Origin of the sequence: Halomonas sp. (assembly GCF_052095695.1) — a bacterium.
Lineage (GTDB): Bacteria > Pseudomonadota > Gammaproteobacteria > Pseudomonadales > Halomonadaceae > Vreelandella.
On the sequence record NZ_JBQDLQ010000004.1, the window covers coordinates 24881 to 46433 of the forward strand.

23 protein-coding genes are annotated in these 21553 nt (G+C 54.7%); 13 read left to right on the forward strand and 10 right to left on the reverse strand.

Going from position 1 to position 21553, the window contains the following annotated elements; translation table 11 throughout:
• Positions 1-2 precede the first annotated feature (2 nt).
• The 5 genes from ACTH5D_RS01450 to ACTH5D_RS01470 all read right to left on the reverse strand — a co-directional run bounded on the left by ACTH5D_RS01450 (position 3) and on the right by ACTH5D_RS01470 (position 4224).
• Positions 3-407 carry a VOC family protein gene (locus ACTH5D_RS01450; RefSeq protein WP_441667880.1) on the reverse strand — a complete coding sequence of 135 codons (405 nt, stop codon included), beginning with the start codon at positions 405-407 and terminating at the stop codon, positions 3-5.
• 24 nt (positions 408-431) lie between these two features.
• Positions 432-1034, reverse strand: coding sequence for a DNA-3-methyladenine glycosylase I (locus tag ACTH5D_RS01455; RefSeq protein ID WP_441667881.1), 603 nt, complete (start codon positions 1032-1034; stop codon positions 432-434).
• Positions 1035-1049: 15 nt separating this feature from the next.
• Complete coding sequence (gene pcsA / locus ACTH5D_RS01460; protein WP_441667882.1) at positions 1050-1775, reverse strand: phosphatidylcholine synthase; 726 nt, start codon at positions 1773-1775, stop codon at positions 1050-1052.
• Positions 1776-1848: 73 nt separating this feature from the next.
• Positions 1849-3387, reverse strand: coding sequence for a MocR-like pyridoxine biosynthesis transcription factor PdxR (gene pdxR / locus ACTH5D_RS01465; protein WP_441667883.1), 1539 nt, complete (start codon positions 3385-3387; stop codon positions 1849-1851).
• Positions 3388-3549: 162 nt separating this feature from the next.
• Positions 3550-4224, reverse strand: a complete 675-nt coding sequence (locus tag ACTH5D_RS01470) for an aspartate/glutamate racemase family protein (RefSeq protein WP_441667884.1) — start codon at positions 4222-4224, stop codon at positions 3550-3552.
• Positions 4225-4401: 177 nt separating this feature from the next.
• On the opposite strand from ACTH5D_RS01470, the gene ACTH5D_RS01475 reads away from it, so the two are divergent.
• On the forward strand, positions 4402-5301 hold the full coding sequence (locus ACTH5D_RS01475) for a LysR substrate-binding domain-containing protein (protein WP_441667885.1): 900 nt from the start codon (positions 4402-4404) through the stop codon (positions 5299-5301).
• Positions 5302-5332: 31 nt separating this feature from the next.
• Here ACTH5D_RS01475 and ACTH5D_RS01480 read toward each other — a convergent pair whose 3' ends face one another.
• Positions 5333-6298, reverse strand: a complete 966-nt coding sequence (locus ACTH5D_RS01480) for a hydroxyacid dehydrogenase (RefSeq protein WP_441667886.1) — start codon at positions 6296-6298, stop codon at positions 5333-5335.
• Between the two features lie 15 nt (positions 6299-6313).
• On the opposite strand from ACTH5D_RS01480, the gene ACTH5D_RS01485 reads away from it, so the two are divergent.
• From ACTH5D_RS01485 to ACTH5D_RS01535, 11 genes are all read left to right on the forward strand, one after another.
• Entirely contained in the window at positions 6314-6625 is a 312-nt protein-coding gene (locus ACTH5D_RS01485; protein ID WP_441667887.1) for a hypothetical protein, read from the forward strand.
• A gap of 313 nt (positions 6626-6938) precedes the next feature.
• Positions 6939-8432: a dihydropyrimidinase gene (gene hydA / locus ACTH5D_RS01490; RefSeq protein ID WP_441667888.1), complete on the forward strand. Its 1494-nt coding sequence runs from the start codon at positions 6939-6941 to the stop codon at positions 8430-8432.
• Between the two features lie 13 nt (positions 8433-8445).
• On the forward strand, positions 8446-9234 hold the full coding sequence (locus ACTH5D_RS01495; RefSeq protein ID WP_441667889.1) for an amino acid ABC transporter ATP-binding protein: 789 nt from the start codon (positions 8446-8448) through the stop codon (positions 9232-9234).
• 105 nt (positions 9235-9339) lie between these two features.
• A complete protein-coding gene (locus tag ACTH5D_RS01500; protein WP_441667890.1) occupies positions 9340-10146 on the forward strand; it encodes a transporter substrate-binding domain-containing protein in 807 nt (268 codons plus the stop codon).
• A 117-nt stretch (positions 10147-10263) separates the two neighbouring features.
• On the forward strand, positions 10264-10953 hold the full coding sequence (locus ACTH5D_RS01505; RefSeq protein ID WP_441667891.1) for an amino acid ABC transporter permease: 690 nt from the start codon (positions 10264-10266) through the stop codon (positions 10951-10953).
• 1 nt (position 10954) lies between these two features.
• Positions 10955-11620 (forward strand): amino acid ABC transporter permease, encoded by a 666-nt coding sequence (locus tag ACTH5D_RS01510; protein ID WP_441667892.1) that lies wholly within the window; start codon positions 10955-10957, stop codon positions 11618-11620.
• Positions 11621-11712: 92 nt separating this feature from the next.
• Entirely contained in the window at positions 11713-12633 is a 921-nt protein-coding gene (locus tag ACTH5D_RS01515) for an N-carbamoyl-D-amino-acid hydrolase (RefSeq protein ID WP_441667893.1), read from the forward strand.
• 172 nt (positions 12634-12805) lie between these two features.
• Positions 12806-13807, forward strand: a complete 1002-nt coding sequence (gene dgcN / locus ACTH5D_RS01520) for an N-acetyltransferase DgcN (protein WP_441667894.1) — start codon at positions 12806-12808, stop codon at positions 13805-13807.
• Positions 13801-14781: an N-acetyl-D-Glu racemase DgcA gene (gene dgcA / locus ACTH5D_RS01525; RefSeq protein ID WP_441667895.1), complete on the forward strand. Its 981-nt coding sequence runs from the start codon at positions 13801-13803 to the stop codon at positions 14779-14781. The genes dgcN and dgcA overlap by 7 nt, the downstream gene beginning before the upstream one ends.
• A gap of 90 nt (positions 14782-14871) precedes the next feature.
• A complete protein-coding gene (locus ACTH5D_RS01530) occupies positions 14872-15735 on the forward strand; it encodes a D-amino-acid transaminase (protein WP_441667896.1) in 864 nt (287 codons plus the stop codon).
• 246 nt (positions 15736-15981) lie between these two features.
• Positions 15982-16431: a GNAT family N-acetyltransferase gene (locus ACTH5D_RS01535; protein ID WP_441667897.1), complete on the forward strand. Its 450-nt coding sequence runs from the start codon at positions 15982-15984 to the stop codon at positions 16429-16431.
• A 22-nt stretch (positions 16432-16453) separates the two neighbouring features.
• Here the strand turns inward: ACTH5D_RS01535 and ACTH5D_RS01540 are convergent, their stop codons facing one another.
• From ACTH5D_RS01540 to ACTH5D_RS01555, 4 genes are all read right to left on the reverse strand, one after another.
• Complete coding sequence (locus ACTH5D_RS01540) at positions 16454-16930, reverse strand: YbaK/EbsC family protein (RefSeq protein WP_441667898.1); 477 nt, start codon at positions 16928-16930, stop codon at positions 16454-16456.
• Positions 16931-17020: 90 nt separating this feature from the next.
• Complete coding sequence (gene codA / locus ACTH5D_RS01545) at positions 17021-18274, reverse strand: cytosine deaminase (protein ID WP_441667899.1); 1254 nt, start codon at positions 18272-18274, stop codon at positions 17021-17023.
• Positions 18275-18289: 15 nt separating this feature from the next.
• Entirely contained in the window at positions 18290-19555 is a 1266-nt protein-coding gene (gene codB, locus ACTH5D_RS01550) for a cytosine permease (RefSeq protein ID WP_441667900.1), read from the reverse strand.
• A gap of 60 nt (positions 19556-19615) precedes the next feature.
• A complete protein-coding gene (locus tag ACTH5D_RS01555) occupies positions 19616-20245 on the reverse strand; it encodes a TetR family transcriptional regulator (RefSeq protein WP_441667901.1) in 630 nt (209 codons plus the stop codon).
• Positions 20246-20443: 198 nt separating this feature from the next.
• Between ACTH5D_RS01555 and ACTH5D_RS01560 the strand changes: the two genes are divergently transcribed.
• On the forward strand, positions 20444-21553 hold the full coding sequence (locus ACTH5D_RS01560) for an efflux RND transporter periplasmic adaptor subunit (RefSeq protein ID WP_441667902.1): 1110 nt from the start codon (positions 20444-20446) through the stop codon (positions 21551-21553).

Genomic DNA, 21553 nt, shown 5'->3' on the forward strand with positions numbered 1-21553 from the left:
CCTCACGTCAAATCCATAAACGGATTGTAGGCGACTTCCCAGTAGTGGCCTTCTGGGTCGCGGAAGTAGCCGGAATAACCACCCCAGAATACTTCTTCAGCAGGCTTGATTAGCTCGGCACCGGCGGCAACCGCCTGTTTGAGTACCTGTTCAACGGCCTCTTGGCTGCCGACATTGTGCGCAAGAGTAATACCACTAAAACTACTGGGCGAGTCATCTTGAATGCCGATATCTTTAGCCAGCTCTTTACGCGGGAAAAGTGATAACCAGGCCCCTTCCAGCTTGAAAAATGCGACCCCATCGCTGTTCGTCTCGTGCTCGGGCAATCCCAAACCTTTACGGTAGAAGCGAATGGCCCGGGGCAGATCGCTGACCCCAAGAGTGATTAAACTAATTTTTGGTTTCATGAGGGGCGCTCCTAATAGATAGCGTTAGGCGGGCCGCTGAAACGTCTGCCGCGCCTGTTCAACCTGTTCTCGGGTGACACACGTAAGCGAGTGATCATTAAGCAGTCCCATTGCCTGCATAAACGCAAAGGCGGTGGTGGGCCCGAAAAATTTCCAGCCGCGCTTTTTCAGTTCTTTGGCCAGCGCGATGGATTCCGGCGAGGTGGTCTGGGTTTGCGGCGTGGCTAATTCAATAGGCTCATAGCGCCAGAAGAACGCGGCCAGCGAGCCCTCCTGCTCGACCATTTCTTTTGCGCGCTGGGCGTTGTTAATCGTCGCTTCGATCTTGCCGCGGTGGCGAATAATCCCTGCGTCTTGAAGTAAACGTTGCACATCGTCTTCGCCAAAGTAGGCGACTTGATGGAAATCGAAATGGTGAAAAGCGGCACGAAAATTCTCACGTTTATTGAGAATCGTGCGCCAGCTTAAGCCTGATTGGAAGCTCTCTAAGCACAGCTTTTCGAACAGCCGCTGGTCGTCTTCCACTGGAAAGCCCCACTCTTTGTCATGGTAGGGTAGAAACTCCGCCGCGCCGCCACACCATTGGCAGCGAGGATGCCCATCGGGGGCGATAAAATCATTGGCCATTAGCTGCTCACCTATTTAATCAAACCATTCTTGAGCGGTACGCCACAGACACATACCAACAAAGTAGACCGATGTTATGCCCCATCCCCATAGCGCCCAGGCGGCGTGCACTGGACTTGAGAGCACCAGTGACGTAGCACATACACACCACACCAGCGTTACGGCGATATTGAGCGGCATAAATAAGCGCACCCGAAAGGGGTGCAGAAATTTCATCCGGGTCACGGTGAGGATAGCGAGGAGAACGATAGAGGCAAAGGTGATCAACGGCGGGAAGTCGAGAATATAAAAGTAGGCGGCGGCGATGTTCCAAGCGGCAGGAAAGCCAACGAAGTAATTATCCTGGCTTTTCATATCAACGTTGCAGAAACAGAACATCGATGACAGCAGAATGATAAACACTGATAGCAGCCCTAAATAGGGTGGCAATTCAATGAAGTAGTAGATGAACAGGGCGGGAATAAAAGCCCAGGTCAGGTAATCGATGACCATATCGAGTGTTGAGCCATCGAAATGCGGCAGTATGGCCTTCACTTCATACTTACGCGCCAGGGTGCCATCAATACCATCGATCATCATCGCGGCACCTAGCCAGAGGAGGCACGCGACTGGATTGTTGTCGACCAGAGCTAGCAGTGCCATCGTGCCGAGTAGCACACCGCTGGCAGTAAATATGTGCACGCTCCATGCTTTACATCGTGAGGCGCGGGATTCTGTGTGCGAAGAAAGAGAGTGAACCACGTTGACCCCATTGGGAACGTGCTGTCCCCTTGCTGTTTGGTGGATAAATAGGTGTATAAAGAACGATACACTACTACAAGAATGCACCTGGAGAATACGCTGGCATGCCCTCTGCTGATGGTGTGGTTGAATCTTGGCTATTGCGTAAGTGTAACCATGTGTCGCTCAACCATTTGCCCGACGCTATCAAATCGCTTTCAGTCGAGCCTGCATAGCCGAGCACTAAACCAGGCCGCTTGTTCTCAGAAAGGTAGTAGCGAGAAAGCGGCGAAAGCGTAATGCCCACTTCGCTGGCGCGCTCAACGAGTATCTCCTCTTCTTCAATAGTAGCGAGCTCAGCTAATAAGTGCATGCCCGCATGGCCGCCAGATAATGAAAGCCCCTTGGCCACCGCAGGCGCTAATGCCGTGCGTAAACAGGCTTGGCGCTGTCGATAAGCGGCACGCATGCGGGCGATGTGGCGGGTAAAGTGTCCGTTGGCAATGAATTCCGCCAGCGCTGATTGAACGGGATAGTTACCTTCGCGATGCAGCCGCGCAAGGGCGCGCGTAAAGTCTTCGGCAAGCGTATCGGGCAGTACCAAATAGCCTAAGCGTAAGCCGGGATAAAGCACTTTACTGAAGGTGCCGACATAAATAACCGATGCCTGCTCCGAAAGCCCCTGAAGCGACGGTGTCGGCGGCGTATCGTATCGAAATTCGCTGTCGTAATCGTCTTCAATGATCCAACTGCCTGCGTGAAAGGCATGCTCCAGTAATGCCAGCCGACGAGGCACTGGCATGGTAACGCCGCTAGGATATTGGTGAGAGGGCGTTACATAAATTAGTCGGGGCGCTGGTGTCTTCGCAGGTGCGAGTGATGGATTAAGCCCCTGTTGATCGACGGGTATTGGCGTTACCGTTAAACCCGACGTCAAAAAGCAGGCCTGGGCACCGCCGTACCCCGGCTCCTCCATCCAAACAGAGTCACCATGGTCGGTCAGTAGTTGAGTAATCAGCTCAAACGCCTGCTGGGCTCCTTGGGTAATCACGATCTGCTCTGGTTGGCAGCGCACCGCGCGAGAAAACCGTAGGTAATCACAAAGAACAGCTTTAAGTTCAGGCAGCCCGCCACTGGTTTGGTAATCCATCCACGTCATCTTCGCGTGAGAATAGTGGCGCCGCAAAAGGCGTTGCCACTGCTCGCGGGGAAATAGGTCGAGAGCAGGAACGCCGGGAGCAAAGGCGCGATGGCCGTGGCTTAACGTACCGCTTAGCGTTAATAGCTTATTGCCGCGGTTTGAGTAGCGAACAGGCAAAGGAGGTGGGAGCTCGGCCCGGGTTAATAGCGCAGGTAAATCGGCCACATAGAGCCCCGCGCCTTGGCGTGAAATCAGTAACCCCTCTGCCAGTAGCCGGTCCATGGCGGCTAGCACCGTATTACGGCTAATGCCTAAGGTACGGGATAGATAACGGGAAGAGGGGAGCATATCGGCAGCTAACAGCTCGCCATGTTGAATCCACTCCTTAAGCGAGTCATAGAGTTGCTGAACAAGCGTAGCGGCTTCGTTAGCGGTTAGCCTTAGCGCCAGCGCCTCCACAATCCAGTCGCTAGCGGCGTCTCGTCGTTTCACTGGTTCCCTCAATTTAGCGAAAAGTGGCTCTTTATCGTAAGCCACTATAGCGGCAAGCTGTGGTGATTAACCACACTTAAGGAGTATCCGTTATACCAGAGGTACCCATGGTGGTGCGGATGATGGGCGCTGGTCAATCGATACAAAGTTCGTGATCAGGCTCTATATTTGGTCATCAAGTACGGCAAGTTGGGCGGCTGCCAATGCCATGCCTCCTGCAGCAGTACAAGGATCTACGACGGGCAGGCCGAGTGCCTGCTCCAGTTGACGGCGATAGTGTGCCAAGCCAGCGCAGCCTAGCACCACAACATTAGCCCCATCTTCGTCACGCAACTTTTGCCCAGTTTCTAATAACTGCATCCAGGTTTTTCTTTCGTCAATCAACTCCTCCACGTTAAGCCCCAGCGCTCTTTCGCCCGCAAGACGTGAAAGTATTCCCATAGCACCCCAGGCTCGCATATGGCGAGAGATGGAAGCTGGTTGGATCGCTATTACGCCGACCCGCTGGCCCCGAGTTAGTGCAGTCAACATGGCACTTTCACCAATACCGAACACAGGTAGCCGGGTCGTTTCTCTGGCCATAGCGAGGCCAGGATCGCTGAAACAGGCTATTACGAATCCGGCTGCCTGCGCTTCGTGAGAGCGAATGAATGTCGAGAGCAGGGGCATGACTTGCATGATATCGGTCTCGCTCTGGATGCCTGGGGGGGCCTCAATGATGGTGTGACACTCGATTTTGGGTCCGTCCGTCAACCTGAGGGGGGTTAAAGCGTCATCAATGCCTGCAGTCACGTTGGTTGAAGAGTTGGGATTAATAACAAAAATACTGAGGCTCATGGATAGCTCCAATGTAGTGGTAGATAGTCCTCCAGTTTAAAACGACAGTAATTGCCTGCGTGATTAGCGAGATGTGGCATGAGGTTAACCTGATGTTATATGCGTATGTGGCTTGATTATTGCATTTGCATTTAATGATTAACTTTTTGTTATGGGTCGCTATGGGAGCTTGTTGGAATGTCGCTCAATCTTCGTCAGATAGAAGTCTTTCGTGCGGTCATGATTACCGGGTCGATCAGCGGTGCTTCTCAGCTGTTGTTGGTTTCTCAGCCGGCGGTTAGCCGGATGCTCTCTTACAGCGAGCAGCGAATTGGGTTTCGGTTGTTCGAGCGAGTCAAAGGGCGACTCCATCCTTCGCCGGAAGCCCGTCGACTTTTCCGCGATGTGGAGCATGTATATCGCGATGTGCAGCGGGTTAACGCTACTGTTAATGACTTGGTTCAGCAGCGCCAAGGGGTGGTGCGTCTAGTTTGTAGTCCGAGTCTCGGCCATCAACTCATTCCTAAGGCCGTAGCTTCGTTTCGGGATCACCACCAGCGGGTGCGGGTCAGTCTGGAATGCACTCGTAATATCATGCTGAGAGACCTACTGCTTGAGCATCGGGCGGATATGGGGATATCCCTGTTTCCCGTTGACCATCCCAATCTTGAGGTATCGGCACTTTTCGAGACCCAGCTGATATGTGTCTGTCACCGCGAACATCCGCTGGCCACGCAGAGCAGGGTCGAGGTCGAGACGCTTCCACGCTATCCTCTGATTGGTTATAGCGTCGAGACCCCCTTTGGACAGCTTGTACGGGAACTGTACGAAGCTCACGGGCTCGTCTACCAGCCCGCGATTGAGGTCGACTCTCCTCACTATGCGTGTGGGCTAGTGCGTAATAGGGCTGGTATTGCACTAGTCGACGAATTTTCAATGCATGGCGATATATCAGATTCGCTGTGTGCACTGCCGTTGTCATATACGCAGGCACTGGTGGTCAATTTGGTGCATCCACGCAGCGAGCCTCTCTCCCAGTTGGCACAGACTTTCACTGAGCATTTGAAAGACGCTTTTCTTGAGGAGTTTGTCGCATGAGCCTGCTTCATTAATGAGCGTGCGAGAGGGGCTATTGCCCAAAGGGATTGAGCACCTGGGTTGGCATCTGGCCGCGACTCATGTCGATGACGTGTCGAGCGACTGCACGTGCCGTGCGCGACATACTGGCAGCGGTGGAGCCGCCGTTGTGCGGTGAAACGACGACGTTCTCCAGTGCCAGCAAAGGGTGATCGTAGGGCATCGGCTCGACAGCGAACACATCCAGCCCGGCTCCAGCCAGACGTTTCTCTGTTAGCGCATCGGCCAAGGCGATCTCGTCCACGGTGCCTCCGCGTCCGGTATTGATCAATAGTGCTGAGGGTTTCATGCGCGCCAGTTCCTGTCGTCCGATAAGGTTGTGAGTTCGCTCGTTAAGGCCGACGTGCATCGATACGACATCGGCATCATCAAGCAGAGCATCCAGTGATTGGGCTCGCTCAACCTTGATCTCCGCCAGTGTGTTGTCCGGTGCGTTGGGAGAATAGGTGACTACACGCATGCCCAATCCTTTTGCCATTCGTGCCGCGCGTTGGCCGATATTGCCGAAGCCCACCACGCCGAAGGTACGCCCCTCCAGCTCGATCATCGGTACGCTGTACTTGAAGGCGAAGAAATCACCCTCACGCACGGTGCGATCGGCAAGCGGAATCTGTCTGGCTACCGCGAACATTAGGGCAATCGCCTGTTCCGCTACCGCCTGAGCATTGCTTCCGGGCGTATTGGCGACTATCACGCCATGTTCTGTGGCGGCGGATATATCGATGGCGTTGACGCCTACGCCATGGACGCCGATCAACTTGAGACGAGGTGCCTGAGTCAGCATGGTGCGATTGACCTCGGCGCTACGCACGATAAGCGCATCGGTAGTGCTAAGAAGCGAGCCTAGTGACACTGGATCAGATGCTGGTGCATCGATCACACGAATACCGGCTTCATGAAGAAGCTCAATGCCATCTTGATGAATAGGCTGGGCGATCACACAAGTAAAATCGGTCACGCAAGGTTCCTTGAATTGTTAACGGCCGAGGCGAAAGCAACCGCCACGATGCCGGTCTTGCCATGGCATTGCCCGAGTCTGGGTGTAGATATTATTGGTATACCATGGTTCTGGGCCATTCGATACTCTCTTCCGAGTACCCCTGAAATCTTCGTTCCGAACGAGGATATCTACAAATATCTGATCTACGACGAATTCGGGTTCTGCACGCTGACTCAGGTCGAGTCGCCGATGAAGTCACGTACGCTGTCTATTAATGGTGTCTCCAAGGGGCGTGCTATGACCGGCTGGTGGATCGGCTTTATCCCTCCTGGCAAGTTTTCATGACTCGTAAGGCACTTTTGGGTATGTCAGTTGCTTGTGCGTCCCGTAATGGTCTTGACCTTATGTTAAGGGTTGGAGACAAAAAGGCATGCGACATCATCACATCCGGCTCGCAGAATGATTCTTACAGGATTCGTATCCGGATGATGTGTCGTGCTACTGACCCTGATCACAGGCCTAGAAGTACTGAGCCATGCGAATCGAGGTCTGAACCGAAAGTCGTACGCATCGAAAATGATGTTCCGATAGAACACAACTCAGAGGTGGAATTAGACCGCTCGGGCATTTAGGCAGTACTTCTCTCTCAGGAGCCAGTATGACAACAACCAACACTCAAACGCATCTGAATCGAGCCTTCGATCTGGTAGTCCGCAATGGCAAGGTAGCGACGGCAACCGAGACCTTCGAGGCCGACCTCGGTGTTATTGACGGCAAAATTGCGGCGATTGCTGCCGGTTTGCCCACGGGTAAGCGTGATATCGATGCGCGTGGACGCTGGGTGCTGCCCGGAGGCATCGACAGTCATTGCCACGTGGAGCAGTTATCGGGAATGGGCCTGATGTGTGCCGATGACTTCTATTCGGCTACCGTTTCCGCGGCGTTTGGTGGCAACACTACCATCATGCCGTTTGCGGCCCAACATCGCGGCGATAGCGTACGCGAGGTGCTTGAGGATTACAGCGCACGAGCCGAGGAGAAGGCGGTAATTGATTATGGCTTTCATGTCATCGTTACCAATCTGGATGATCAGGCTCTTAAGATAGATCTTCCGCAAGCTATTCGCCAAGGCGTGACCTCAATCAAGGTTTTCATGACCTACGAGCGCATGAAACTGGACGATTATCAGATTCTCGACGTGCTAGCTCTGGCCGATCGTGAAGGCGCCTTGGTCATGGTGCATGCCGAGAATAATGATGTGATTCGCTGGCTGGGTGACCGCCTTGTCGAACGTGGATTGAATGCGCCTAAATACCATGCGGTGGCACACAGCGGGCTCGCCGAGACGGAAGCTACCAACCGGGTGGTGACGCTCTCCCGGATCCTGGAAACGCCGATTATGATCGTGCATGTCTCGGAAGCCGAGACCTTGGATTGTATCCGTCAGGCACAGCAGAAGGGCGCCGCGCTCTATGCTGAGACCTGCCCGCAGTATCTGTTTCTGACCGCGGCCGATATAGACAAGCCAGGTGTCGAAGGAGCCAAGTTCTGCTGCAGCCCGCCGCCACGTGACGAACGCTGTCAGCGTGCCATGTGGCAGGGGCTGACAGAAGGTACCTTATCGCTCTACTCCTCGGATCATGCGCCATATCGCTGGGATGAAACCGGTAAGCTCCCAAAAGGCGAGAATACGGGGTTCCGGGAAATGGCCAACGGCCTGCCAGGCATTGAGGTGCGCATGCCGCTATTGTTCAGTGAGGGCTACCTGAAAGGGCGTCTTACAATCAATGAGTTTGTTGCACTCACCGCGACCAACCATGCACGTATGTACGGATTGTATCCGCGTAAGGGTAGCATCGCAGTGGGAGCGGACGCCGATATCGTGATCTGGGACGAAGAGCGCGAGATCACGATCACTAACGACCTTTTGCATGACAACGTCGATTACACCCCCTATGAGGGCATGAAGGTTACTGGCTGGCCGGATACCGTGATCAACCGCGGGCGTGTCGTCATCGAGAACGGTGAGCTCAAGGTTGCCCGAGGCAGCGGAGAGTTCTTGCCCTGTGGCCTTCCTGAACCGGTAGCCAAAGCGCGTGCCTCGCGGGATCCAGAGGCGTTGATCCGCAAATTAGTGGATACGCCGTTTTGAGCGGGAGGGGAGCATGAGTGAAACCATAACGCTGGATAAAGCGGGTGGCGCCGGTGTTCATGTCCATAACCCCTTTCCGATTCTGGAATTGGTCGGGCTGTGCAAATCGTTTGGGCAGCAATTGGTGCTGGAGAATATCGATCTGAGTGTGCGCCCTGGGGAACTAGTGTGTGTGATAGGCCCCTCCGGGTCAGGTAAAAGCACCATGCTGCGCTGCTGCAATCGCTTGGAGGAGCCTAGCGGTGGGCAAGTGATCATCGACGGTATTGATTTGATGGATCGCAATACATCCATTGATCGGATGCGCCAGAAGATCGGTATGGTCTTCCAGCAGTTCAACCTCTATCCCCACTACACTGCGCTCGGCAATGTGGCGCTGGCACTGCGGCTAGTCAAGAAAATGCCCCGTCGTCAGGCAGAAGCGCTGGCCCTTGAGGCGCTGACCCGCGTAGGGCTCGCCGAGCGCGCCGGACATTATCCCCATCAGCTTTCCGGCGGCCAGCAGCAGCGCGTAGGTATCGCGCGTGCAATCGCCCTGAACCCGATGATTGTGCTGTTCGATGAGCCGACGAGTTCGCTGGATCCAGAACTCGTTGGCAGCGTACTGAGCGTCATGCGGGAGCTGCGCGAAAGTGGTATGACGATGTTGGTTGTGACCCATGAAATGGAATTTGCTCGTGCCGTGGCTGACCGTGTGGTGTTCATGGCCGATGGTCATATCGTTGAGCAGGGGCCCCCCGAGCAAATCTTCGCAACACCACTGCAAGAGCGCACACGTGCTTTTGTAGAGCGGCGTCACTAGCAACCGAGCCGATTCCCCAACACAGGAGCAATACTCATGTCTTCATTCTTGCCTTCTCCGCTATCTGGCGGAACCGGAAACTGTCTAAAACTGTCGTTGATCGCTTTGAGTCTCGGTGTAGCCTCAGCATCTGCCGATACACCGGATAGTTATCATGTAGCACTGGATGGCACCTTCGCACCACATGCCATGCCGACCATGGACGGTGAGGTGCAAGGTTTCAACGTTGACCTTGCCAATGCGCTTGGTGAGCAGATGGGCGTGGAGATGCAGATTACCGCCGCGCAGTTTTCCGGGCTGATTCCGGGATTGCAGTCAGGCACCTACGATTTCTTAATGGCGCCAACGACGGTGACCGAAGAGCGCGCCGATAATTTGCTGTTCAGCGAAGGCTATCTGGACACGGATTTTCAGTTCGTGATCAAGAAAGGGGCGCCGGAAATCACGGACCTTAATCAACTGGCGGGCAAGGTGGTTGCGGTCAACAAAGGATCGGCATATGACCGCTGGGCACGCGAGAATGCCGAAAAATACGGTTGGGAAGTAGAAAGCTACGGTACCAACAGCGATGCTATTCAGGCAGTGATGGCCGGACGTGCTGCGGCGAACGTGGCCGGTAATACGGTGTCGGCCTACGCAGTTAGTCAGAATCCAGCAATTGAACTTTCCTATCTGGTGGATACTGGTCTGGTTTGGGCGATTCCGTTTCGTAAGGATGACACCACAACCCGAGATCAAGTGGAACGTGCCTTGGAGTGCTTGAAAACCAACGGCACCATGGCGGAGTTGTCCATGAGGTGGTTTGGCGTAGAACCCGAAGAAGATGCCACTGCGGTAACGCCAACCCCTGGTTACGGGCAGCCTGAATTTTCGGGTTATGTCGAGGACGGTCACCCCCTTTCCTGTGATTGAGAGCATCTCACTAACACGACGCGAGTCATTCTAAGCAAATGTCGGGCTTAATGCCTGAGCGGCGCAGGTAGCGACTGCCCGCTCAGACGCCGGCTGGGTTTCCTAACCCGGGAGTAGATGCATATGGATGGACTAGAGCATTTCCTGCAGGTGTTTTTCGATCCTGTGATCATGAAAAAGTACTGGCCAGCGATCTTAGACGGGCTGTGGGTGACGCTGGGGCTATCCGTTACGGTGGTGACCTGTGGAATTTTGCTCGGTCTGGTGCTGGCTTGTTTGCGAAGTGCCGGTATACGAATTCTCAATCTATTGATTGTGGCTTTCGCTGACATCTGGCGTGCATTGCCACCACTGGTGGTCATACTGATTTTTTACTTCGGATTTCCTGGGATTGGGATCACGTTCTCGTCGTGGATGGTGCTATTTCTGGTTCTAAGTCTGGTCTTGGCGGCATTCGCCGAGGAGATTTTCTGGGCAGGGATTTGCGCCGTGGATATAGGGCAGTGGGAAGCGGCTCATGCGAGCGGTATGCGCCGACTGACAGTATTAGTGTGGATAGTACTTCCCCAAGCGATGCGTATGGCGATGCCTTCGCTGACCAATCGTTCCATTGCTATTACCAAAATGACCGCCTTGGGTACCGTTATTGGTGTACCAGAAATTCTTTACCAGGCATCGAGCGCTCAGTCCTTTTCCGGCAGTGCAACGCCATTGACGTTGGGAGCACTTGCTTATGTCGGTATGTTTTTGCCTTTCGTCATTTTGGGGCGTTGGCTCGAGTCCCGAATGAACTGGCGGAGGCGCTGATATGGATACCATCGTAAGTCAGTTCTTCAACCTTGATCTGATGTGGCAGGCATTCCCGCTCTTGCTCAAAGGATTAGTGGTCACCCTGCAGATTTGTGTGGTCGTCATTGTCTTGGGCGGCGTAGCTGGGTTGTTGCTGGCAATGGCTACCGATAACTCACGTCGCTGGATGCGTTGGCCGGCCATTGCGTATGTCGACCTTTTTCGTGCCATGCCGCCGTTGGTGCTGTTGATCTTTGTCTACTCGGGAATACCATTTGCAGGCATTAAGTTATCGCCCTATGCAGCGGTGGTGATCGCGTTTGTACTCAACAACTCGGCCTACTACAGCGAAGTCTTCCGGGCAGGGCTTAAATCTATTTCTCCGGGGCAGTTCGAAGGCGCTCGCTCCACAGGACTGACAAGTGCTCAGGCTATGCTCTGGGTGATTCTGCCGCAGGCGGTACGCAATGTGCTGCCAGACTTGCTTTCGAACACCGTAGAGGTGGTTAAGCTGACATCGCTGGCCAGTGTGGTGTCACTTGGCGAGCTTATGTATCGCGCCGATATGGCGCGCACCATGAGCTACAACTCATCCCCCATTGTTCTGGCAGCACTGATTTATCTGCTGTTGCTCTGGCCGCTGGTGCGCCTGGTCAGTCGTTTCGAACGTAAACATGAGCGCTGACTAAGAAAGCTTAGACTATGGAGCCAACGGCTAGTGTAAGACACGACGCACTGTAGTGATTTTTTAAATACTGTAATGATAAGGAAACAAACATGCGTGAATGGGTAATCGGTGCGGCTCAGATGGGCCCTATCCAGAAAAGCGAAAGCCGTGAGGTGGTCGTGGCAAGAATGGTTGCGCTACTGGATCAGGCTGCCGAACAAGGATGTGATCTGGTGGTTTATCCTGAATTGGCGCTGACCACATTCTTCCCCCGCTGGTATATGGAAGATCAGGCCGAAGTCGACACCTGGTTCGAGAGGGAAATGCCCAATGCGGCTACTCAACCACTATTTAAGCGCGCTCGTGAACATAGCATAGCTATCTCGTTTGGCTATGCTGAGTTAACGCCAGAAGGACGCCATTTCAATACCTCAATTCTGACCAATCGCCAGGGTGAAATCGTAGGTAAGTATCGTAAGGTTCATCTTCCGGGCCATGTCGAGTATGACACTGGGCGAGATTTTCAGCATCTTGAGAAGCGTTATTTTGAACCTGGTGATTTAGGCTTCGAGACATTCGATAACGAAGACACATTGATGGGAATGTGTATCTGCAATGATCGTCGCTGGCCGGAGACCTGGCGCGTGATGGGTTTGCAGGGCGTCGAGCTGGTCATGCTTGGCTATAACACGCCATCGGTCAATTCCCAGAATCGCGGTGAAGGGACCGAGAAGCGCCTCTATCACTCCGAGCTTTCGGTGACCGCCGGAGCCTATCAGAATGCTACCTGGGCGGTGGCCGTGGCTAAGGCGGGTATAGAAGATGGGTTCCCGCTCATGGGCGGCACGATTATTGTCGATCCAGACGGTTTTGTGGTGGCCCGGACACAAGGCGAAGGTGATGAATTAGTGACTGCGCACTGTGACATGGAGCTGTGTCAGTTCGGCAAAGAGACCATCTTCGATTTCGCGCGTCATCGTCGTATAGAGCACTACGGACGGATCACTTCGCAGACGGGGGTCGAGCGTTAAGACCTTCGGTGAAACAACAGCATAGCTGAGGAATCTGCATGGCTGTGCAGATCGAAGGAGTGGTCGATCTGGCAGTGCGTTACGGTTGCGGGCTGAGCATCGCCTGCGTCTATTATCTGCGCCTGGCACACACACTATTGTCGGTATATCTATTCATTAGAGATAATACAACATGCTCAAGACTCCCTATCTTTTGTTCCTGGGCGATGTGCCCGATCCGCTATCCGCCAAGGTTGCTCAGGGTATTCGTGACTGGCGTCCGGAGCATGCGTTGGGGCAATACCGGCTGCCGGGTTGCCAGGCGGATATGCAGCTTCCAGATCTCGATATCGAAGCCGCCGTGGCTCAGGGGGGCAGAACCCTGGTGATTGGCGCTGCCAATCGTGGTGGTGTGATTTCCCGCAGTTGGATCGTGGTGCTCAAGGAGGCGCTGGCCGCCGGTATGGACATCGCCTCCGGCCTGCACAATCTACTGCGCGAAGAGTCGGAGCTGGTTGAGGCCGCCGAAAAGCATGGCGGGCGCTTGATCGATGTGCGCGTACCGCAGGTCCAGTACCCGATCGGTGACGGCAAGCCGCGCCGCGGTAAGCGCTGTCTTGCCGTCGGCACCGACTGTTCAATCGGTAAGATGTACACGGCGCTGGCCCTGGATATTGCACTGCGCGGGCGCGGTGCGAAGTCGAGCTTTCGCGCCACTGGGCAGACGGGCATCCTTATCACTGGCGAGGGCGTGCCGCTGGATGCCGTCATCGCCGATTTTATGGCCGGTTCGATCGAATGGTTGACGCCGGACAACGACGACGACCACTGGGACATCATCGAAGGGCAGGGCAGTCTGTTCCACCCCTCCTATTCCGGGGTCACCATGGCGCTGATCCATGGTGGTCAGCCGGACGCGTTGATTCTTTGTCATGAGCCGACCCGGACGCATATGCGCGGGTTGCCGCATTATCAGTTGCCGACGCTCGAGACATTGCGTGATACCGCGCTGCCATTGGCGCAGGTGGTGAATCCCGAGTGCCAGGTCGTTGGCGTCTCGGTCAATACCTCGGGAATGCCAGTCGATGAGGCGGATCGTTATCTACAGGAGCTGGAGGCACGACTGGGATTGCCGTGTGTCGATCCCTATCGGCAAGGCGCCGATCGTCTGGCGGAAGCGGTGCTGGCATGTTGAAGCTGACCGTCGAGGAACAGGTTTTCCCGCTGGCCGAAGTGTTCACCATCTCTCGCGGCTCGCGTACTGACGCGCGAGTTGTCGTGGCGACATTGAGCGATGACGTCCACACCGGACGCGGCGAATGCGTCCCTTATGCGCATTACGGCGAGTCGGTCGACAGCGTGATCGCACAGATCGAGTCGATGAGCGATGGATTGATGGCGGGCATGGATCGACTTGAGCTGCAGTCTCGGCTGCCGGCAGGAGCCGCTCGCAATGCGCTCGACTGCGCTTTCTGGGATCTTGAGGCCAAGCGAACCGGTAAGCCGGTCTGGGAGCTTGCGAGAATCGGCGCTCCCAAGGCCCAGATCACGGCTTTTACGTTGTCACTGGATACGCCCAATATCATGCGCGAGAAGGCCAGGCATCACGCCGCCAGACCGCTACTCAAGCTGAAACTGGGCGGCGAGGGCGATATCGAGCGCCTGCGAGCGGTGCGTGAAGGCGCCCCCAAAGCGCGGATCGTCGTCGATGCCAACGAGGGGTGGAACCGTGAAACCTACGCACGTCTGGCACCCGTGTTGCTGGAGTTAGGCATCGACATGGTCGAGCAGCCGCTACCGGCCGAGAACGACGCGCCGCTGGCGGAAATCGACCGACCACTACCGGTCTGCGCTGATGAAGCGTGTCATGACCGCACATCGCTACCGAATTTGGTTGGCCGCTACGACATGGTCAATATCAAGCTCGACAAGACTGGCGGATTGACCGAGGCGCTGGCTCTCAAACAGGAAGCTCTGGCACAAGGTTTCGAGGTCATGGTCGGCTGCATGGTGGGCTCGTCGCTGTCGATGGCGCCAGCGTTGCTAGTGGCACAGGGCGCGGCGGTGGTCGATCTCGACGGGCCGCTGCTGTTGGCTCGGGATCGTGAGCACGGTATGCGTTTCGACGCTGAAGGTATCCATCCGGCAACGCCGGCCTTGTGGGGTTGAACTGTCGTTATTGTGGACAGAGCCACCTACTCCGGCGCGTTTCAGCAGAGATAAGCATGAACATAAAGACATACATAGAGACAGCATGAGATGACACAGCGCACGGTCTACGTGAATGGCGACTATGTCGCGGAACAGGACGCCAAAGTATCGGTTTTTGATCGCGGCTTTCTGCTCGCCGATGGCGTCTACGAGGTTTCGTCGGTGCTGGACGGCAAGCTAATCGATTTCCCTGGCCATATGCAGAGATTGAAGCGCTCAGCGGTAGAGCTCGAGATGGCCTTGCCGTGGGGTGACGATAAACTGTTGGAGATTCATCGCGAGCTGATCCGGCTCAACGCGCTCAAAGAAGGCATGGTCTATCTACAGCTGACTCGAGGCAGTGCCGGTGATCGTGATTTTGGCTATCCAGAGGCTGCAACGCCGCCCACGCTGGTGCTGTTTACCCAGGCCAAAGTGCTGGTTGAAAGTCGTAGTGGCCGAGAAGGCATTCGCGTCGCGACGCAGCCTGATTGGCGCTGGGCCCGGCGTGACATTAAGACGGTACAGTTGCTCTACCCCGCAATGGCCAAAATGGCAGCGAAAGCGGCTGGTGCCGATGACGCTTGGCTGGTTGAGAGTGGTGTGGTAACAGAAGGGGCGTCGAATAATGCCTGGATGCTGACTCACGAGGGGGTGTTGGTAACGCGCGAACTTTCTCACGCTATCCTGCCGGGAATAACCCGCGCCGTCGTTCTAGAGGTCGCCGCGTCGCTCTCCTTGCGTGTCGAGGAGCGGTCATTCAGCGTCGCGGAAGCACAGAGCGCCAAGGAGTGCTTCGTAACGTCAGCGTCCTCGTTCGTCACGCCGGTCATTGCAATCGATGATGTCAATATTGGTGACGGCTATCCTGGTGAGGTATCGCGGCAACTGCGCGAAGCGTACATCGTGGAAAGTCGACGTCGCGTCATGTGAGCTGTGTTCATAAGCTGCAGAAGAGCAAGCTTGCCGATCAGAATAGTATAAGCATTCACCACAAGGTGCTTTAGCCTCAATCTATTGCACTTGGTTATGTTATATCGCGAGGTACCTCAACAGTCCAATCGCTAGCGGCGTCTCGTCGTTTCACTGGTTCCCTCAATTTAGCGAAAAGTGGCTCTTTATCGTAGACCATTATAGCGGCAAGCTGTGGTGATTAACCACACTTAAGGAGTTTCCTTTATGGCTAACATTCGTTCGGCAGTACTCAGTGACTTAGAACCGCTTAGCGCCTTACTCGATGGTTATCGCCAGTTTTATGCCCAGTCGAGTGATATTCAGGCGGCGCGAGATTTTCTGCGTCAGCGTATGGGCTTAGGGGATTCATTTATTTTGGTGAGCGAAAACAGTGAAGGTACCCTCACCGGCTTTGTGCAGCTTTATCCTGGCGTTTCCACGGTGGGCTTGAATGCACGCTGGACGCTAAATGATCTATTTGTGTTGCCGGACTGCCGTGATAAGGGCACAGGCAGAGCGCTAATGGAAGCCGCCACACGGCTAGCCCACGATCATGGTGTAGCGCGTTTGATACTCATGACCCAGGTAGAGAACGAGCGTGCCCAACATCTTTATGAATCACTGGGCTGGCAGCGTAATACGGCGTTTTATGGTTATTTGCTGGATATTAAGTAAGCGTTGCCATTGAGGAGGGCGTTTAACTAACACTCTCCGGCAACCTGCACACATCCACCCACTCTGCATTGACTAGCTCGGCTAAGCGCTTTGGGCTTAGGCGCACGGCGCTTGTGGGCGACCCTGCGGCGGGCAGAACTTCGTCATAGGCGTGGAGCGATTCATCGCAATACACCGGCAAATTGGTGGCGAGGCCAAAGGGGCAAACGCCACCGACTGGGTGGCTGGTCAGTTCCATCACTGTTTCAGCGTCAAGCATTTTGGCTTTGCCGCCGAAGGTGTCGCGTATCTTGCGGTTATCGATTCGTGCGTCGCCGCTGGCCACAATGAGCAGTGGTTTTTCACCGACTTTAAACGCCAGGGTTTTGGCAATTTGGCCTGGGGCGACGCCGTGGGCATCAGCGGCGAGTTGCACGGTGGCGGTACTGGTTTCAAGCACTTCGATGTTTACATCTGGCGCGTGCTCGGCAAAAAATTGGCGAACGGTTTCGATGCCCATTTTGGGTTCCCTTGGTTATTAATATTCAGCATTAACATTCGTCGGTAATATTAGACGGTTAAATGACTAATCTAACGTGCCTTTGAGACATTAGCCAAGCCATGGGGGCGTGGTGATCTTGGCAGGCTCGCGTTGCATAATGATCTCGCCGTGGCGTACGGAAAGAAGCACTTCGCCTTGATTGCGCAGCACGCTGTAGTCGTCTTCACCCTCCAGCAGATTAAAGCTGGCCGGTTTGCCGACCTCGATGCCGTAACGCTCTTCAATATTAAGCGTGCGGGCACTGTTATCGGTAATCAGCGATAGCGCTTGGCTGAAGTCCTGGTAGCCCATCATTTGGCAGATATGCAGGCCGAAATCCAGCGTTCTTAACAGCTTACCGTTACCCAGCGAGTACCAGGGATCAAAGATGGAATCTTCAGCAAAACAGACGTTAATGCCCGCTGCGTTGAGCTCTTTTACCCGGGTCACACCGCGGCGTTTGGGGTAGGTGTCAAAGCGTCCCTGCAGATGAATGCTTTCCGTAGGGCAGGAGACAAAATTGATGCCCGAGCGTTTGAGCAGCAGAAATAGCTTGGAGCAGTAGGCGTTGTCGTAGGAGTGCATGGCGGTGGTGTGGCTGGCGGTCACGCGGCTGCCCAGGTCGTTAAACAGCGCTTCGCAGGCCAGTACTTCAAGAAAACGCGAGTTGGGGTCGTCGATCTCGTCGCAGTGTACGTCGACCAAGCGGTCGTACTTGATCGCCAGCTCAATCACCCGTTTCATGGAAGCCACACCCAGCTCTCGGGTGTATTCAAAGTGAGGGATACCGCCTACGACATCAGCGCCAATTTCCAGCGCCTCTTCCATTAGCCTATCACCGCCGGGGTAAGAAAGTAGGCCATCCTGCGGGAAGGCAACCACCTGGATATCAATCTTATCCTTCAGTTCATCACGCAGCGTGCACAAGGTTTTCAAGCCAACTAGGCTTGGATCGCTGGTGTCGGCGTGGGTGCGCACGAATTGAACCCCGTTTCCAATCAACAAATTAAGCGTTTTTAGTACCCGCTCGCGAATATCCGCTTCGGTGAGCATGGGCTTGCGCTCACTCCAGCGCTCAATGCCTTCAAATAGGGTGCCGCTTTGGTTCCAGCTTGGCTCACCTGCTGTGAGGGCGGCATCTAGGTGAATATGGGGCTCAATAAAGGGGGCGCAAACGAGCTTGGCGCCTGCATCAACCTGCCCTTCGCTCGCGATTTGCGGTGCGTCTTGGGCGGTAATGGCGGTGAAAATGCCGTTCTCACTCTCGAGTCGGTAAAGTTCTGGGCGCTGGCGTAGGCGGGCGTTAATAATCTGCATGTGCATAGAAAAAAGGCTCACTTATTGTTTGGCAGTTGATGAAAGACTATCGCTCAGCGTAGCGTGCTTTAAGCGCAGTAGCACGGCGTAGCTGGCGGCTGCCACTGCGACACCGACCAACGGCGGCAGTAATGGTGAGAAGTAAGCCGCCCCCGCGCCTAACGCATACGCGGCTAAGCCTCGGCGGTTGAAATCAGGTAGCCGGGCGCTATCTAACGCCGGGTAGCGGCCTTTATGTTTGAGCCAGAAGTCCGCCATGATGACGCCACCCATCGGGGGAATGAACGTTCCCAATAGCACCAGAAACGGAATCAACAGGTTGTACATACCGCCCACCGCTAACACGGTGCCAATCGCTGCGCCACCCACCGTGACCAAACGGCGTTTCTCTGTACGCAGCAAGTTGCAGCCCGCCACGGCGAAGTTGTAGATGGTGTTGTCCTGGGTGGTCCAGATATTGAGAAACAGCATCAGTACGGCGATGGTGACAAACCCCTGGGCGATCAGCACATCGACAATATCCGCCTGTTGATAAATCATGGTGCCTAGGGCTCCGGTCAGCACCATTAAACCGTTACCGACAAAAAACGCCGCTAACGTCGCGAGGACGGCAATTTTTGGGGTCTTGGCAAAGCGACTCCAGTTAGTGGCTTGCGTGCCGCCGCTAATAAACGTGCCGATAATCACCGTAATCGCCGCCGCTACGCTCATACTCTCCGTGGGCGTTTGCTGACTTAGCCCCGCGTAACCATGCACATCGACCAGCCCGGTGAACAGACTGATTACGATAAACAGCATCATGGCGGGCACGGCGAAGCGAGAGAGCCAGTCCATACCTTTATAGCCGATCATGGCGGTGACGCAGAAACCAAACCCAAATAGCACCATTAAGGGGATTTCCAGCCATTCCGGCATCCCGGTGGTGCGTACCAATACCAGCGCGATAGTGGCCGTGCCCCAAGCGTACCAGCCGATTTGAGTAAAGCCGAGAATGAAGTCAGAGAGTTTGCTGCCTTTCTCGCCAAAGCAGAAGCGACCCATTAGCACTGAATTTAGCCCGCTTTTACAGGCGATATAAGCAAGGGCTGCCGCATATATTCCTAGCAGCAAATTGCCAATCAGTATGATCCAGAGCAGTTGGCTGATGGTAAAGGCTTGGCCCAGGGTGCCGCCCGCCCACATGGTGGCAGTGAAAAAAGTAAAGCCGAGCAGCACCGCTGAGGTTGAGAGCAGGCCCTTGCGGGCGCTGAGGGGGACTTCACTGAGAGGATAGTCAGAGTGGTTCATGGCAGGCTCCAGGTGGAAGGCATTCAGCCAATATAGTAAGCAAGCCGTGTGCCAGTATGGCTAGATTGAGTGTGTTTTCTCAACTAAAAGCCCACGCATTAACGTTTCTACGATGGCGTTGCCCTCATCTGCCAATGAAAATTGCTGAGTATCATGAAGCCAATCAAAGCACACGCCAATTAAAAAGCCATGAAACTGACGACGGGCGCTGGCTGGCGTGAGGTCGGCACGTAAGCTGCCCGCAACTTGAGCTTGCTCAAATAATGCTTCCACTTGTGCTTCAGCGTGTTTGGGGAGCTGGGTGATCATGCAGATGCGTGGGTGTTCATCATCCAATTTTTCGCAGCGGTGCAGCACGATGGTGGCTGCCCGCTGCAGCGGAAGGTCATGACAAATTCCTGCCAGTGAGCGTTGAGCTATTTCGCGCAGGCATTCGGCTGGCGTGGCACCGAGCCGCTGTACTGCATCGTCGACAATGCCATCCAACGGGAGTCTTACGCGCTCCAACAACGCATCGAACACAGCCGCTTTATCTTCAAAGTGCCAATAAATGGCTCCCCTTGTCACCCCCGCCGCCTGGGCAATATGTGCAAGCGTGGTGCGCGAAACACCTTGAGCAAGAAAGGTGGTTTCCGCAGCGTCGAGAATCGCTTCTCGGGTACGTTCAGAGTCTGCCTTACGACGGGTCATAGCGGCCCCTATTCATATAATTAGCGGTATTTTGGCACTGATAGATAGCAAAGTCGCCGTATGCTGATTATTATACATTTAACTGACATTCATGAATGTCAGTTAAATGTATACGTTATTCCGCTATGTTTTCTAAATTTTGGTGCTGCCTAACGTTAGCTTTGACAAGCTGTACTGATCGTCCTCAAGGAGTTTACCGTGCCTGCTACTTTTCTCCGCTTCCTGCCAATCACATTAATTGTGCTGATGCTAATGGGCTGCGAGCAACCACTGGCGCAATCCCGCGATACGATAAGGCCAGTGAAACTGATGACGCTACAGTCGGCAAATGCCACTGCTTTACGCCAGTTTCCAGCACGGGTTGAAGCTTCCACACGCAGCAATTTATCGTTTCGTATGGCGGGGGAGCTACTGGAACTCAATGTGAACCCTGGCCAGCAGGTAAGCGAGGGCGAGGTAATTGCACGTATTGATGACCGCAATGTGCAGAGCGAGTTGGATAGTGCTCGCTCGCGCCTAGAGCTAGCCCAGGCAATGCTAGAACGCATGCGCTATACCTTGGAGCGCGGTGCGATCAGTCAATCCCAGTTTGATGAGTCGCAGAGCGAGTGGCGGGCTGCCCGCGCTACCTTTGAGCAAGCCCAAGAACAGGTTTCGCATACCCAGCTTCGCGCGCCCTACGATGGGGTGATTGCCCAAGTACCGGTGGATAACCGCCAAATTGTTCAGGTGCAGGAAACCGTTGCGGTGATTCAGCAGCCGGGGCAGTTGGACGTGGTGTTTCATCTGCCTGAGCAAATTGTTCAGCGGATGCCACGTAGCAGCGGTACTCCCTTAGGGAATGAATTAGCGTATGAAGTACGCTTCGGAAACAGCGACAAACCCTATCTTGCCCAATTAGCGTCCTATACCACACAAGCCAACGCACAGAGCTTGGCTTATGAAGTTACGCTAACGCTCCCCCAGCCCGACGATATCACCCTATTGGATGGTATGAGTGCCAATGTACGGCTGGATTTAAGTGCGCTGCCATCCAACCATGTTATATCCGACCATGCTACGCCGGTTTGGCACCTGCCGCCTGAAGCAGTGAGCTATGCGGGCGAAGACGCTAGCCAGGCCTTGGTATGGCGCTATACAGGCTCAGAACAGGTAGAGGCAGTGCCGGTAAGGGTAGGGCAATTAACGTCGAATGGGCTGGAAGTTAACGGCGACTTGGCGGCGGGCGATCGTATAGTGGCGGCCGGCGCCCACCGTATAACGGCGGATACCAACGTGGCGCCATGGGAAAAAGAGCAGGGGCTTTAA